Origin of the sequence: Flavimaribacter sediminis (assembly GCF_019492055.1) — a bacterium.
GTDB lineage: Bacteria > Pseudomonadota > Alphaproteobacteria > Rhizobiales > Rhizobiaceae > Flavimaribacter > Flavimaribacter sediminis.
On sequence record NZ_JAICBX010000002.1, the window covers coordinates 656,160 to 670,933 of the forward strand.

15 protein-coding genes are annotated in these 14,774 nt (G+C 60.9%); 8 read left to right on the forward strand and 7 right to left on the reverse strand.

Features of this window, described 5'->3' with window-relative positions; translation table 11 throughout:
* Positions 1-58 precede the first annotated feature (58 nt).
* The 4 genes from K1W69_RS11275 (at position 59) to K1W69_RS11290 (ending at position 4,319) form a co-directional block, all read left to right on the forward strand.
* The gene (locus K1W69_RS11275) at positions 59-1,420 is read left to right on the forward strand and encodes an FAD-dependent oxidoreductase (RefSeq protein WP_220228452.1); all 1,362 of its coding nucleotides are present in this window, start codon (positions 59-61) and stop codon (positions 1,418-1,420) included.
* Positions 1,417-2,577: a CaiB/BaiF CoA transferase family protein gene (locus tag K1W69_RS11280; RefSeq protein WP_220228453.1), complete on the forward strand. Its 1,161-nt coding sequence runs from the start codon at positions 1,417-1,419 to the stop codon at positions 2,575-2,577. Before K1W69_RS11275 ends, K1W69_RS11280 begins: the two co-directional genes overlap by 4 nt.
* On the forward strand, positions 2,574-3,347 hold the full coding sequence (locus tag K1W69_RS11285) for an enoyl-CoA hydratase-related protein (protein ID WP_220228454.1): 774 nt from the start codon (positions 2,574-2,576) through the stop codon (positions 3,345-3,347). The genes K1W69_RS11280 and K1W69_RS11285 overlap by 4 nt, the downstream gene beginning before the upstream one ends.
* 63 nt (positions 3,348-3,410) lie before the next feature.
* Complete coding sequence (locus tag K1W69_RS11290; protein ID WP_220228455.1) at positions 3,411-4,319, forward strand: LysR family transcriptional regulator; 909 nt, start codon at positions 3,411-3,413, stop codon at positions 4,317-4,319.
* 18 nt (positions 4,320-4,337) lie between these two features.
* On the opposite strand, the gene K1W69_RS11295 is transcribed toward K1W69_RS11290, so the two are convergent.
* The 3 genes from K1W69_RS11295 to K1W69_RS11305 all read right to left on the reverse strand — a co-directional run bounded on the left by K1W69_RS11295 (position 4,338) and on the right by K1W69_RS11305 (position 6,429).
* Positions 4,338-5,207, reverse strand: a complete 870-nt coding sequence (locus tag K1W69_RS11295) for a dihydrodipicolinate synthase family protein (RefSeq protein ID WP_220228456.1) — start codon at positions 5,205-5,207, stop codon at positions 4,338-4,340.
* A 5-nt stretch (positions 5,208-5,212) separates the two neighbouring features.
* Positions 5,213-5,554: a ferredoxin gene (gene fdxA, locus K1W69_RS11300; protein ID WP_220229306.1), complete on the reverse strand. Its 342-nt coding sequence runs from the start codon at positions 5,552-5,554 to the stop codon at positions 5,213-5,215.
* A 77-nt stretch (positions 5,555-5,631) separates the two neighbouring features.
* Positions 5,632-6,429 carry a beta-keto acid cleavage family enzyme gene (locus K1W69_RS11305; RefSeq protein ID WP_258570995.1) on the reverse strand — a complete coding sequence of 266 codons (798 nt, stop codon included), beginning with the start codon at positions 6,427-6,429 and terminating at the stop codon, positions 5,632-5,634.
* A gap of 336 nt (positions 6,430-6,765) precedes the next feature.
* Between K1W69_RS11305 and K1W69_RS11310 the strand changes: the two genes are divergently transcribed.
* From K1W69_RS11310 to K1W69_RS11325, 4 genes are all read left to right on the forward strand, one after another.
* Positions 6,766-7,737 carry a TAXI family TRAP transporter solute-binding subunit gene (locus tag K1W69_RS11310; protein WP_370688233.1) on the forward strand — a complete coding sequence of 324 codons (972 nt, stop codon included), beginning with the start codon at positions 6,766-6,768 and terminating at the stop codon, positions 7,735-7,737.
* A gap of 112 nt (positions 7,738-7,849) precedes the next feature.
* Entirely contained in the window at positions 7,850-10,654 is a 2,805-nt protein-coding gene (locus K1W69_RS11315) for a TRAP transporter permease (protein WP_220228458.1), read from the forward strand.
* The gene (locus K1W69_RS11320) at positions 10,651-11,082 is read left to right on the forward strand and encodes a universal stress protein (protein ID WP_258570996.1); all 432 of its coding nucleotides are present in this window, start codon (positions 10,651-10,653) and stop codon (positions 11,080-11,082) included. The genes K1W69_RS11315 and K1W69_RS11320 overlap by 4 nt, the downstream gene beginning before the upstream one ends.
* Positions 11,083-11,212: 130 nt before the next feature.
* Complete coding sequence (locus K1W69_RS11325; protein WP_220228459.1) at positions 11,213-11,917, forward strand: NAD-dependent deacylase; 705 nt, start codon at positions 11,213-11,215, stop codon at positions 11,915-11,917.
* 41 nt (positions 11,918-11,958) lie between these two features.
* On the opposite strand, the gene K1W69_RS11330 is transcribed toward K1W69_RS11325, so the two are convergent.
* From K1W69_RS11330 to kce, 4 genes are all read right to left on the reverse strand, one after another.
* Positions 11,959-12,210: a hypothetical protein gene (locus K1W69_RS11330; protein ID WP_220228460.1), complete on the reverse strand. Its 252-nt coding sequence runs from the start codon at positions 12,208-12,210 to the stop codon at positions 11,959-11,961.
* 71 nt (positions 12,211-12,281) lie between these two features.
* Complete coding sequence (locus K1W69_RS11335; RefSeq protein ID WP_220228461.1) at positions 12,282-12,779, reverse strand: OsmC family protein; 498 nt, start codon at positions 12,777-12,779, stop codon at positions 12,282-12,284.
* A 1-nt stretch (position 12,780) separates the two neighbouring features.
* The gene (locus tag K1W69_RS11340) at positions 12,781-13,806 is read right to left on the reverse strand and encodes an SMP-30/gluconolactonase/LRE family protein (protein WP_220228462.1); all 1,026 of its coding nucleotides are present in this window, start codon (positions 13,804-13,806) and stop codon (positions 12,781-12,783) included.
* A complete protein-coding gene (gene kce / locus K1W69_RS11345; RefSeq protein WP_220228463.1) occupies positions 13,806-14,744 on the reverse strand; it encodes a 3,5-dioxohexanoate:acetyl-CoA acetone transferase in 939 nt (312 codons plus the stop codon). Before kce ends, K1W69_RS11340 begins: the two co-directional genes overlap by 1 nt.
* Between the last annotated feature and the right edge of the window lie 30 nt (positions 14,745-14,774).

Sequence of the window (14,774 nt, forward strand, 5' to 3'; positions counted from 1 at the left end):
GCCGGCGTCCCGAAAAACCGCTACAGAACCAGACTCGCCACAGCCCCCGGAGGTCAAGATGGAAGACATAATCATTCAGGAAACGCCACGCGCCGCAAAGGTCGTCGACCGCTCCGACGTGGTCGTGGTCGGCGGCGGCCCCGCCGGCATATCGGCTGCGGTTTCTGCTGCGCGCAACGGCGCCAGCGTCACGCTTCTGGAACGCTACAACCATCTCGGCGGTCTCGCCTCCGGCGGCATGGTGCTGTTGCTGGACGACATGCACAACGATCTGGAAATCACCGTGCAGGGGATCTGCATGGAAATGATCGAACGCATGGAAAAGATGGGGCTGTGCGTGGCGCCGCCAGAACGCGATCGCCAGCCCGACGTTCGGGAAACCCAGCAGATGTGGGAGAAATGGTCGCGCTGGGGCGTGTTCGACTTTCACACCCATTCCATGCCGCATCCGGTCTGCTATTCCGCCGCGTTTGATCCGGACGGCTACAAGCGCGCGGCCAACGCCGTTATCCAGGAATCCGGCGTCAAGCTGCGGCTGCATTCCTGGTTTTCCTCCTCGATCATCGAGGATGGCGCAATCAAGGGCGTCGTCGTGGAATCCAAGGAAGGTCGTCAGGCGATCATGGGCGACGTGGTCATCGACACGACCGGCGACCTCGACGTGGCCGCAAGCGCCGGCGCGCGCTTCCAGGAAGGCTCCTTCATTCTCACCCCGGTCTCGCGCTGGGGCGGCGTCGACACAGACAAGGCCGAACGCTTCCAGTATGAACACGTCGAAGAATTCGCCAAACTCGACCATGAGGCAAAGCGCATTATCGGCGGCTGCTGGAACTACTGGTGGCTGAAAACGCCGTTGCCGGGCGTGGTCTGGCTCAATTGCCCGCATATTCCGAAGCTCGACGGCCTGAAGGTGAACGATCTTACCGGCGTGGAATTCGAGGGACGCCGCCGGATGGAGGAACTGCTGGACTTTGCCCGCAAGAACCTGCCCGGCTTCGAAAACGCCTATGTAGTGGATTTCGCGCCGCAGACCGGCGTACGCCAGACGCGCCTGCTCGAAGGCGAGTATGTGGTGACCAAGGACGACGTGATGACCCGCCGGCATTTCCCCGACACGGTGTGTCGCGGCCGCGATTATTACACGCCCTATCGCGCCATGGTGCCGAAGGATATCGAACAGCTTCTGGTGGCCGGCCGGCATTATTCGGCCACGCCGCAGGCGCAGAAATCCAGCCGCGAGATCCCGCCATGCATGGCCATGGGCGAAGCAGCCGGCGTGGCGGCCACCGTTGCGCTCAACGCCGGAACATCCGTGCGCAAGGCCGATATCCGTGCGATCCAGAAGCAGATGCGCGCCCAGGGCGCCGATCCGGGCGACGCGCCTTCGACCAACGCCAGCCTGCAGGAGGCCGCAGAATGACCCCATTGCCACTCGACGGAATCCGGGTGATCGACTTCACGCAGGTCATGCTTGGCCCCAGCTGCACGCAGATGGTCGCCGACTATGGCGCCGAGGTCATCAAGATCGAGAAGCAGAAGATCGGCGATCTGTCGCGCTGGTCGCTTGGCTCCGACCCGGACGGCCTCAACAATCCGGTTTTCAGTTCACTGAACCGCAACAAGAAGAGCGTCGCGGTCGATCTGAAGAGCGAGACGGTTCGCCAGCAGATTCTGGAGCTGATCGACAGCGCCGACGTGGTGGTCAGCAATTTCCGGCCCGGCGTGATGGAGCGTATGGGATTCGGCTATGAGGATCTGAAAGAGCGCAATCCCCGACTGATCTACGCCGTCGGCACCGGCTACGGGATCGACGGTCCCTACCGCCACAAAGGCGGACAGGACGTGCTCGCCCAGGCGATGTCCGGCGCAATGGCGCGCAAGGCCGATCCCACGCATCCCACAGCGATCTATGCGACCACGCTGTGCGATTATTCCGCTGGGATGCACCTCTTCCAGGGGATTTTGCTGGCGATCCTTCAACGCGAGAAGACAGGACGGGGCCAGCTTCTCTCCGTCAGCCTCTATTCGTCGATGATCGCCATGCAGATGCAGGAAGCCGCCGTCCACATGATGCGCGGCAAGGACCTGAACTGGGCGGCGTTTCCGTTGACCGGCGTGTTCGAGACGACGGATCGTCCCGTCGCAATGGTCGGCGCGTTCAAGGAAAACCCTCTGCGCGACATCTGCGAAGCGCTGGAAATCGATGACCTGTCGAAGAACGAACGCTACGCCGATTTCGATTCTCAGATGGCGCATCGTCCGGAACTGCAGGCGATCTTCCGGGAGCGTTTCGCCCAGGAATCATCCGCACACTGGATCGAAAGACTGGAAGGCGTCGATATCCTGTGCTCGAAGGTCATGACACTGCCTGAAGCTCTTGAAGACGAACAGACCATCGTCAACGGATTGATCCTGGAAGCCGGCGAAACACCGGCGGGACCGGTCCGTCTTATCGGATCGCCGATCGACATGTCGGACGCCAAAGTCACTGTGCGGCTGAAGCCTCCGAAACTCGGCGAGCACAATGACGAGTACCTTTCCCGGCAGGATAATTTGGCCGAGGCAAAGGCGTCATGAACGTCCTTTATTCGGTTGAGGACGGCGTCGCCCGCGTGACACTCGATCGGCCCGAACGGCTTAACGCCGTCGACGCCGCAACCGCGGCGGAGCTGGAGGCGATCTGGCTTGATCTGGAAAGCCGGTCGGATGTTTATTGCGTGGTCATAACCGGCGCCGGCGAGAAGGCTTTCTGCGCCGGCGCGGACATGAAGGGAACCGGATCCTCGGGACTGGAATACTGGGCGGAGACGCGCCCGAACGGTTTTGGAGGACTGAGCTTCCGAACAAGCCTCGACATTCCGGTCATCGCCCGCGTCAACGGCTACGCGCTGGGCGGCGGTTTCGAGATGGTGATGGGCTGCGATATCGTCGTCGCTTCGAAAACAGCCCGTTTCGGACTGCCGGAAGCGCGCGTCGGACGAATGCCGCTCGACGGCGGCATGGTGCTCCTGCAGCGCAAAATCCCGCACAATCTCGCCATGGGAGTCATGCTCGCCGGTCGGCAGGTTTCCGCCGAAGAACTCCATCGCTACGGCCTTGTCAATGAAGTGACCGAACCTGAAGCGCTCGACGACGCGGTCGACGCCTGGGTCAAGGACATTCTCGCCGGCGCGCCGCTGTCTCTGCGCGCAATCAAGCAGACGGTCAACCGAACGGCGCATCTGACGCCTGCGGAAGCGCAGGCGCTGAAGACGCCGGCGCTGGTTGCGGCGCTTACCAGCGAGGACGCCGAGGAAGGCGTCGCAGCCTTCCGCGAAAAACGCGCGCCAGTGTGGCGCGGTCGCTGATACGGATCAGCGCCGCTTCCAATTCCCGGCCTCCGGAACTAACGTGAACCCGGAGGCCGATTCATGCACGCAGCCATTCTCAGATACTTCGCGACAGTCGCGCGGTCAGGTTCGATCCGCAAGGCCTCGGAAGAACTGCATGTCGCGACATCGGCCCTGAGCCGGCAAATCCAGAAACTGGAAGACGAACTCGGCGCGCCGCTTTTCGAGCGACTGCCGAAAGGTCTGCGGCTGACGCGCGCCGGCGAGATCGTGCTTGCCCACGCAGACCGCACCCTGCAGGAATTCGATGTTCTGACCGGCGAACTCGGCGCGCTGAAGGGCATGAAAACCGGCCAGGTGCGGATCGCCTGCCTCGACAGTCTGCTTGTGCATTTTCTCCCGGCTGAAATCCGCAGGTTCCACAGGGCGCATCCCGGCGTCAATTTTCGTGTGCAAACCGGCGCACATGGCCGGGTGACCAGCCTGGTGGCCGATGGAGAGGCTGATTTCGCGATCACCTTCAACATCTCGCCGCCCGACGACATGCAGCTCATCCACGACATCTCCATGCCTCTCAAAGCCATGGTTGCGAAAGACCATCCGTTGGCGCGTTCGCCGGCCGTGACACTGAGCGAGTGCGCGCAGTACAACCTGCTTCTCCAACTCGATACGGAGCCGATCCGCTCCCTGATCGAGGTTGAGCTGTCCGTGCTTCACCGCAGCGGACGCAATTTCGTCACCAGCAACCACATTATGCTGCTGCGGCAACTGGTGAAGGACGGGTTGGGGGTCGCCTTCTACACGCCGATCGGCCTGGTCGAGGAACTGAGTTCCGGCGAGATCGTCGGGGTGCCGCTCAAGGGAACGCGTCTGGGCGCATTGCGGCTCGGCATTCTCGTTCCGAAACGCCGTCAGATGACCCGGGCATCCCACGCCATGATCGAGCAAATAGGCGCCGCGCTGGCCCAACTCGAAAAATCCGTTCCCTGATCAGGCGGCGCGCAGCGCCTACCCAATCTGCTCGACGAGATCAGCCTGTTGCGCGTCGGTCAGCGGCAGGAAAGGCGGCAGCGGCATGGCCGCAGAGGCTTTCCCAAGACGTTTGGCGACAAGGTATTTCACGCTTGGTACAAGCGGGAAGGACGACACTGTCGTGCGCACGTGACGAACGGAGTCCAGCAGATCCGAATTGCCTTGGTCTGCAAGGAGCGCGGCAGAGCCGGCGGGATCGATGTTGACGGTTGCGGAAATGCAGCCGGCGTACCCGTCGCGATCGCAATTCGCCAACGCCGCCTCGTTGCTGGGGAAGACATCGAAGCCGTCGATCTTCGCCATGGCGGCCGCATAGTCGAGATCGCCGGAACTATCCTTCATTCCGACAATTCTTTCAGGAAAGGAAGCCGACAGGCGACGCGCCAGATCCTCGCTGAAGCGGATCCCGGTCAATTGCGGATAATTGTAGAGATAGATGGCAATCGGTGTTGCAGACGTTTCCTCCACCAGCCGCGCGAACCAGGCGTAGAGGCCGTCATCGGTCACCGGCTTGTAGTACCAGGGCGGCAGGACGAGCGCCGCCGCAAAGCCGCATTCATGCGCATACCGGGTGAGTTCGACCGTCGTCGCCAGATCGGGCGTTGCGGCGCCGACCATCAGCTTCGATCCGTCAAAGGCCCGCGAAGCGGCCGTCATCACGGCCTTGCGATCAACCACGGACAAGGAATTCGCCTCGCCCGTCGAGCCGAGAACGTTCAGCGCGTCGCACCCGTTGTCGAGCGCCCAGCGGCAATGCGCCGTGAAGGCTTCGAGGTCGGGATGGAAGGAGGAATCGAGCGGTGTCGGAACGGCAGCGACAACGCCCTTCAGCCGGTGTAAAGTCATGATTTCTATGCCTGCGCTGTGTGGAGGATGGGAAGTGCTGCAACGAGCGGGTGATCACTGGCGGTGGTGTTAGATGAATCCCAGCCGCCTGGCGAGCCCAGACCAGAGACGTTCTCGTTGAAATATTCGCGGTTGATGGCTTCGTAATGCTGCATGTCCGCAGTGATCTCGCCGTCCCAGGTTATGGCGTCGACCGGACAGATAGACAGGCAAATGCCGCAATTCACGCATTCGTCCGGGTGGATATAGAACATGCGGCCGCCCTCATAGATACAATCGACCGGGCACACGTCGGTGCAGTCGCCATCCTTCACATCCACGCAGGGTTCGGTAATGATATAGGCCATGTCCGGACCATGGCACTGGAAACCGTTCCAATAAAGAGCCAATTTTCGTTAAATCTGTTGCCGTTTCGGCAATCCGATCACTTCCCGGCCAGCGACACAAGCTCCCGGATGCGTTCGACATTGTCTTCCGCCACCGCGCCATCGCGGTTCCAGAGACTGTTTTCGAAGCCGATGCGCGCCTTGCCACCACGGCTCAGAGCCGCAAGGAGACAGTCGGTTTCTCCTGATCCAAAGGCGCACAGCGCCCATTCGGCGCCGTTGTTCTGAAGACTTGATCCCTCGAACAACGACAGGAACGGATCGAGATCTTCCGGCGCGCTCTGCTGACCGACGGTGTAGCGTCCAAGCACGAAGAGCAGCTGAATATTACCTGCCGGGAGAACGGCGGAGTCCAAAAGGCCTATCAGACGACCGAGATCCTCAGCATCGTACAGGATGTGCTGCACCTGCACGCCCTCATCCGCTGCCCAGTGATAGAATTCAGAAGCGGCGGAAACATCCTCCGTGACAGGAATCATTTCGCGCAAGGCGACGGATACGGATTTCGGCATGACGTCGCGCACAAGACGGCGCTGCTCATCCGGCGAATAGCGGCCGACCGCCTCGGTGGTGATCTGAACCTGCATCTCGGGAACCGCCTGCGCCATTTCGGCGATCAGTTCCAGGTAGAGACCGGCGTCCAGAACATGAGCGCCTGCGGCGTCGCGCACATGGGCGTGAAGACCACCTGCGCCGGCTTCAAAACAGGCGCGCGCGCAAGCGACGATTTCGTCTATCATGATCGGGATTTTCGGATGATCGGCTTTCGTGCGCCTCGCCCCGGTGGGCGCGACCATGATGCGCGGAAGGCTGTGCAGGGGCAGAGAGGACTCCATTTTTTGGACATCAGGCTCTGGAACAGCGCCGGATCATACTCAAGTTCCTTTGATTGACAACGTATGATTTGTTTGGAAGACTTCCTCCCTACCAATAAGGGAACTCGCAGGAGCGGGAGTGTGGACAGTCTTTTTTCCGTTAACCACCAGATCGCACACAGAAATAGCCTGCCAAGCCAGCCCCCCCTTTTGTCCGGAAGGACGACACCCGGTTCTTTTTCTCCCCTGTCGCGAAAGGCGTCCAGCCAGAAAGCTGACAACGGAGGCGAAGACACATAGGCGCCGGCCCGGAAATGACCGGCCAGCGTCACAACGAACATCAATCAGGGAGCACATATGATGTTAGCACGTAAAATTCTGGCCGGATCGGCGCTCGCCGCAACACTGGCCTTCTCAAGCGGTTATGCAGCCGCCGAGACCTTCGTGACGATTGGCACTGGCGGACAAACCGGCGTTTACTACCAGGTGGGCGGCGCCATCTGCCGGCTGGTCAATCGCGGCACGTCGGACCACGACATCAAGTGCACGCACACGACCGGCGGCTCCGTCGCCAACATCAACGGAATTCGCAACGGCGATCTTGACCTCGGCGTCGCCCAGTCCGACTGGCAGTACCACGCCTATAACGGCACGGCGCCCGAACAGTTTCCCGACGGAGCATTCGAGGGATTGAGGGCTGTTTTTTCTGTGCATCCCGAGCCGTTCACCGTGGTCGCGCGCGCCGATTCCGGCATCGACAGCTTCGATGATCTGAAAGGCAAGCGCGTCAATGTCGGCAATCCGGGCTCCGGTCAGCGCGGCACGATGGAAGTGCTGATGAAGGAGATGGGCTGGACGATGGACGACTTCGCCCTCGCCTCCGAGCTGAAGTCCTCCGAGCAGTCGGCGGCGCTCTGCGACAACAAGGTTGACGCCATTGTCTTTACCGTCGGCCATCCGAACGGTTCGATCAAAGAGGCCACTACCTCCTGCGAATCAAAGCTGATCAGCGTCGACAATGACGCAACCAAGAAGCTCGTAAACGACAACGCCTTCTACGCGGTGGCGACCATTCCAGGCGGCATGTACGCCGGAACCGACGACGACACGACAACCTTCGGCGTCGGCGCAACCTTCGTCGCCTCCACCGATACGCCTGATGAAGTGGTCTATGAAATCACCAAGGCGGTGTTCGAGAATTTCGACCGGTTCAAGAAGATGCACCCCGCCTTCGCCAATCTGAATCAGGAAGACATGATCAAGAACAACCTGTCGGCGCCGCTGCATGACGGCGCGGCCAAATACTACAAGGAACAGGGCTGGATGTAATCCTCAGCCAGCAGCGGGCGTCTTTCACGGACGCCCGCCGCAAAAATAATAAAACGGGGAAGGCCACGGGGGCGTTACGATGAGCCAGGAATCCGAGTCCGCAACAACAAAAATGAACAGTGACGAACTCGACGATCTCGTTGCGTCGACTGATACCGGCGGCCGCAGTCCGGATAACCGAATCGTTGTGCTTCTGATCGCGGGCGTGGCGCTCGCATGGTCGATCTTCCAGATATGGATCGCTTCGCCGGTTCCCTACACGACCGGTTTCGGGGTGTTTTCAAGCGGCGAGGCGCGACCGATCCATCTCGCTTTCGCGCTGTTTCTAGCGTATCTCGCCTATCCCGCTTTCAAGAATTCGCCGCGTCACGTTGTGCCCGTGTCAGACTGGGTGCTCGCAATCGTCGCCGCCTTCTGCTCCTTCTATTTGTTCCTGTTCGACACAGACTTCATGGACGGGATCCTCGGAACCAGGCTCTCCGACCGGCCCAACAACCCCGATACGCTCGACGTGACGGTCTCTGTCGTCGGCATCATTCTACTGCTGGAAGCCACGCGCCGGGCGCTCGGGCCGCCTCTGATGATCGTCGCAATCGTCTTTCTCGGCTACACGTTCCTCGGCCCCTATGCGCCGGGGTTCCTGGCGTGGAAAGGCGCGAGCTTCGACGCCGTCGCCTATCACCAGTGGCTGTCCACTGAAGGCGTGTTCGGCATCGCGCTCGGCGTCTCCACCGATCTGGTCTTCCTGTTCGTGCTGTTCGGCGCATTGCTCGACAAGGCGGGCGCCGGCAACTACTTCATCAAGGTCGCCTTCTCGATGATGGGCCACTTCAGCGGCGGACCGGCCAAGGCGGCCGTCGTCGCCTCCGGCATGACCGGCCTTATTTCCGGTTCATCGATCGCCAATGTGGTGACGACCGGAACATTCACCATTCCGATGATGCGCCGGGTGGGCTTTTCCGCCGAAAAGGCCGGCGCCGTCGAAGTCGCCTCCTCCGTCAACGGCCAGATCATGCCGCCCGTGATGGGCGCCGCCGCCTTTCTCATGGTCGAATATATCGGGATCTCGTATTTCGAGGTGGTCAAGCACGCCTTCGTGCCGGCGATCATCTCCTATATCGCTCTGGTCTATATCGTTCACCTGGAAGCCAAGAAGCAGAACATGGCCGGCCTGCCGCGGGCAAGCGAACCGAAGCCACTGAAATGGGGTCTGATCTCGTTCGGCATAACGATGGCGGTGATCCTGGCCGCCGCAAGCGCGGTCTATTATCTCTTCGCCGCCTTCCAGGCCGCGCAATCGGCCGGTCTTTCGCTCATCGGCACAATCGTCGCGCTGGCGATCATTATCGCCATCTTCGCGATGATCCGGTCCCGGCTTGGCGAGGAAGGGCGCGGCCGGTTCTTGTCCACCGGCGCCATGGTTCTGGGCTTTGCAGTAATCACCGCCTTCCTCGTTTTCTACCTGCTCGACTTCATCGGCGGCTTCGCCGGCGACGCAACGCCTTGGATCATCGCTGTGCTCCTTGGCGTCGCCTATGTGGGACTGGTGCGGTTCTGCTCGGCCTTTCCTGAACTGGAGCTGGATGACCCGAACGAGCCGGTGGTGAGACTGCCGGAACCCGGACCGACCATCAAATCGGGTCTGCACTTCCTGCTTCCCGTTCTCGTCCTGATCTGGTGCCTGATGGTTGAGCGTCTTTCGCCTTCGCTTTCGGCCTTCTGGGCGACCGCCTTCATGATCTTCATCCTGATCACCCAAAGGCAGCTCTTCGCGATGTTCCGCGGCGAATCGACGGCCGGCACGACGCAGCGCGGCTTCAGCGAACTGATCGACGGCATGATCACCGGCGCCCGAAACATGATCGGCATCGGCATTGCGACGGCCGCCGCCGGCATCATTGTCGGCGCGGTGTCCCAGACCGGCGTTGGCTCCGTGCTTGCAGCCCTTGTGGAGTTCCTGTCCCAGGGCCAGATCATGCTGATCCTGATCTTTACCGCGATCCTTAGCCTCATCCTCGGCATGGGCCTTCCAACGACAGCGAACTATATTGTCGTTTCGGCCTTGCTGGCGCCGGTGATCGTGGCGCTCGGCCAGCAGAGCGGGTTGATCGTGCCGTTGATCGCCGTCCATCTTTTCGTCTTCTATTTCGGCATCATGGCGGATGTGACGCCGCCGGTGGGGCTCGCCTCTTTCGCGGCGGCGGCTGTCTCCGGCGGCGACCCGATCCGCACCGGCTTCGTCGCCTTCTTCTATTCGCTCAGAACGGCGTTGCTGCCTTTCCTGTTCATCTTCAACACCGACATCCTGCTGATCGACGTGACCTGGTACGAGGGCGTGTTCGTGTTCATTGTGGCGACGGCGGCGATGTTGATATTCACCGCCGGTTCGCAAGGGTTCTTTATGACCCGGTCGCGGATCTGGGAATCGATTGCGCTGATCGTGATCGCCTTCACCCTCTTCAGACCCGGCTTCTGGATGGACTACGTCTATCCGCCCTACAAGCCCGTCCCGCCAACCGAACTGGCGCAAGCCATGGGCGCGGCGCCGCCCGGGTCCGAAATCAGGGCGATCGTCGACGGTCTGGACGATGTCGGCGAACCGATTACCCTGACGATGATCATCCATGTGGGCGACGAGCCAACCGGCGAGGAACGGCTGGAAGCCTTCGGGCTCGAAACCTATGACGATGACGGCAAGGTGCTGGTCGACAACGCGATTTACGATTCACCGGCCCAGGCGGCGGGCTTTGACTTCGACCAGGTCATCAACTCGGTGCTTGTGCCGTCCAACCAGCCGTCGAAATACCTGTTCTACATTCCCGCATTGTTGTTGCTGGGGCTGATCTACATGCTTCAGACGCGACGCGCGGAACCGGAAACCACATCCAAGACCGCCGGACAGGGAGCTTCGTCATGACCATGTTCCGCAACATCCTTGCCGCCGTCGATCTCGGCGATCAGGAAACCTCGACAAAAGTGATCGACGGCGCCCTGGAGGTATTCAGCAACGGCGACACGCTGCATGTGATCACCGTGGTGCCGGATTACGGGTTGAGCATCGTCGGCACCTTTTTTCCAAAGGGGCACGAAAGCGAGCTCATCGAACACGCACAGACCGAACTGCACGCCTTCACCGCGAAGACAGTTCCGGAGGGAACGCCGCTGCAGCATGTGATCGCCCATGGCAGCATTTATGAGGAGATCATCAGGGCCGCAAACAAACTCAAGGTCGATCTCATCGTCATGGGGTCGCACCGCCCGGCGCTGGAGGATTACCTGCTCGGCCCAAATGCAGCCCGCGTCATGCGCCACGCCGACCAGTCGGTGCTGGTGGTGAGGAACTGAAGACGCATTCGATTCCAGTCTAAAAGAGACAGAATGTCTTTTTAGATACGTAATTTACCGCGAGCCCGGAAAGACGGTTTGATTGAAGCCGGTCTTTTGCCTGTCATCCCCCGATGCTAACACTGACGCCATGGCACTCTTTGAACGCATCATGATCCTGACCGGCGCCGGGCTTTCTGCGGAATCCGGACTTTCCACCTTCCGGGACAAGGGCGGCATTTGGGAGAAACACCGGATTGAGGACGTGGCCACGCCCGAGGCCTTCCAGCGGGATCCCGAAAGGGTCCTGACCTTCTACAACACCCGCCGCGGCAGTCATGGCGACGTGCAGCCAAACGCGGCCCACAGGGCGCTTGCCAGGCTGGAGGCGGAGTATCCGGGCAAGGTTCTCACCGTCACCCAGAATGTCGATCCGCTGCACGAGATGGCGGGCACGAAAAACCTCATCCATATGCATGGAGAGATTGCCAAATCCCTGTGCATGCATTGCGGTTCGCGCGCGCCATGGGAAACCGATCTGGCGGTGGATATGGTATGCGCGGCCTGCGACATGAGCGGCGGGATACGCCCCGACGTTGTCTGGTTTGGCGAGATGCCCTACCGCATGGGAGAGATCTATGCGGCGCTGGCCGATTGCGATCTGTTCATCTCCATCGGCACCAGCGGCAACGTCTACCCCGCGGCGGGCTTCGTCGCCGAGGCGCGCTCGGCAGGCGCTCACACGGTCGAGCTCAATCTGGAGCCGTCATCCGGCATTTCCATGTTCGACGAGGCGATCCACGGCAAGGCGACCGAGGTGGTGCCGGCCTATGTGGAGCGATTGCTGACTACGTGACCAGTTTTGGACGAAATCGGCCAGCTGGCCGGGCGCATCCGCTATTTCACATCCGGATCGACATCCTTGACGGCGGCATGGCAAGCTGAAGACAGCTCCTGCGAATTTTTCGCAAGGCACTGAAAGGCTTCCACCCCGCCCGGCGAAACGCCCCTGCAGTGGGCAATGAAATCACCGCGGCAGTTGGCTCGCAAAGCCTGTTTCTGGTCGTCGGTTACGGCAAAAGCCTCCGTCGACGCGGCGATTGCCAAAGGCAGGAAAAGCAAGGCGCAGGCGGTTTGACAGGATCGCATGTTGATCTCCTTGAAAGGAGATCAATCAAAGCACGGGAATTGCGCGCCTTCAACCACCTGGCGCGCAGCAATCAGACTTCCTTCCAGCCGTCCGGCGTCTTCATGCGGTGGTGGATGGCGTTGCCCTGACCCAGCGTCTGCTCGATAAAGCAGCCCTTCTTCGCTGTCTCGATCAGTTCGATGACCTTGTCTTCCGGATCGGGACTGTCGATCAGCACGTCGATCTCGAAGCTCTTCGGCGCCGTCTCATAGACCCGGCCCGCCTGTTTCCAGTTCCACTGAACACGGGTATGCACGTCGAGATCATTGAGCGTTACGCCCAGCCGTTTCGCAAAGGCGCGGATTTGCGTCATGATACAGCCGGTAATGGAGCCGACGAACAGGGCAAGCGGCGGCGGCGCGGAAGCATCTCCGCCGTGGAACGGTCCTTCGTCGGTGGCGAGTTCAAATTCCTCCAGCGACGGTTTGACCATCTGGACGGCCAGTTCGTTGCGCATCTTGCCGACGGCCTTTCCCTGGCAGTCGAACTGGACGACCGTACGGTCGGGCATTGCAGAAAAATCGCTCATGTCATTGTCCTTCATTCCAGTGAACCATGGGAAGACCTGCGACAGGCGAGCGGAAATACGGGATCGTCGTTCCGCGCAGGCTGCCGATATAGACGTTTTTCAAATCCGGACCGCCGAAGGTGACGCTCGCCATCCAGGGCGCGATCGATCCGCCGCACGCCATTTGCAGATCGGGCGTGACGCGATCCTCCCCGAAGGCCTTGAGCAGTTCCTTGCCGGCGGCCGATCCGTGATCGTCGTCGAGAATGATCTGCAAGTCGCCTTCAGGGGTGATGGCGAAGATGCGGTCGGTCATCACATGGGTGCCCCAGAGATTGCCGAAGGCGTCAAAGGCTATGCCGTCGATGAAGGCGTTGTGATCGGAGGGCCCGAAGGTTTCCCGGTCAGTCAGCGAGCCGTCTTCGTGCGCCCGCAGGCGGGTTATGCGCTTGCCGGTCGTCTCGACGACGTAGAGCCACTCTTCCTTCGCGTCGAAGCGGATCTCGTTTGTGAAGGCGAACCCGTCGGCGACGATGCGCAGCCCCTTCTCGTCGGCCATGGCGACGAAGCCGTCTTTCAGATCGGGGCTTATCGCCTCCATCCAGTTTGGGATGGTGGTCGAGACGGTCAGCCAGACCCGGTCGCGGCTGTCCCGCAACACGAAATTGACCTTGCCGATCGCCCGGCCGTCGATCGTGTCGTAGAGCACTTCGCTCTCGCCGGTGCGCTTCATCAACTCCAGCCGGTCGGTGCCGAAATTGGAGACGAGGATGTCGCCGTTGCGGGCGAAGGCGAGGCCATTTGGCAGGGTGCCCTGCGTAAAGCGCGCCGCGTCGTCGGTCGCAGACGCAAAATCCGTCTGCTCGGTCTGGGCTATGATCTCCTGCCGGCCATCCGGAAAGATGTGAACGACGCCGCCACGGGCGTCCGCCGACCAGAGCGATCCGTCCGGCTCGGCGAGGATGCATTCAGGCCGCTGCAGGTCGTGGCCGATCGTGCGGATCTCCGCCGGATCGACCACGAAACCCTTTATCGGATTGTCGCCCATCAGAACTTGACCATGTCGCCGCCCTTGAGGTCGAGCGCTGCGCGCGCATCGGCGGGCGACGCGACTTCAAGGCCGAGTTCCTCAATGATGGTGCGGATTTTTCTGACCTGCTGGGCGTTGGAATCGGCAAGCTGGCCCTTGCCGATATTGAGCGAGTCCTCAAGGCCGACACGCACATTGCCGCCGAGCATGGCGGCCTGGGTGATGAACGGCATCTGGTAGCGGCCGGCGGCGAGGACCGACCAGACATATTCATCGCCGAAGAGACGGTCGGCCGTCTGCTTCATGAACATGACGTTTTCCATCTCGGCGCCGATGCCGCCAAGGATTCCGAAGATCGACTGCACCAGGAAAGGCGGCTTGATCATGCCGGCGTCGACGAAATAGGCGAGATTGTAGAGATGGCCAATATCGTAGCATTCATGCTCGAAACGGGTGCCGCAGCCTTCGCCAAGGTGCTGCAGGATGTAGCGGATATCCTTGAAGGTGTTGCGGAAGATGAAGTCTTCACTGGCTTCCAGAAAGGGCTGCTCCCATTCATGCTTCCAGGTCTTGTACTTGCCCGCCAGCGGATGGAGCGCGAAGTTCATCGAGCCCATGTTGAGCGAACACATTTCGGGCTCGGCTTTCAAGGGAGCCGCCAGCCGCTCCTGGACGGTCATGCCGAGACCGCCGCCGGTGGTGATGTTGATCACAGAGTCCGTCGCCTGCTTGATGCGCGGCAGGAACTGCATGAAGACCTCCGGATCGGGCGTCGGGCGGCCGTCCTCCGGGTTGCGCGCATGCAGGTGGATGATCGAGGCGCCGGCCTCGGCCGCATCAATCGACTGACGGGCGATTTCATCCGGGGTGATCGGCAGAGCGTCGGACATCGTTGGCGTGTGCACGCCTCCGGTCACGGCGCAGGTGATGATGACTTTATCCATTTTTCGGGCCATGACGGCTCCTCCCTTTCAGTTGTTTTTGTG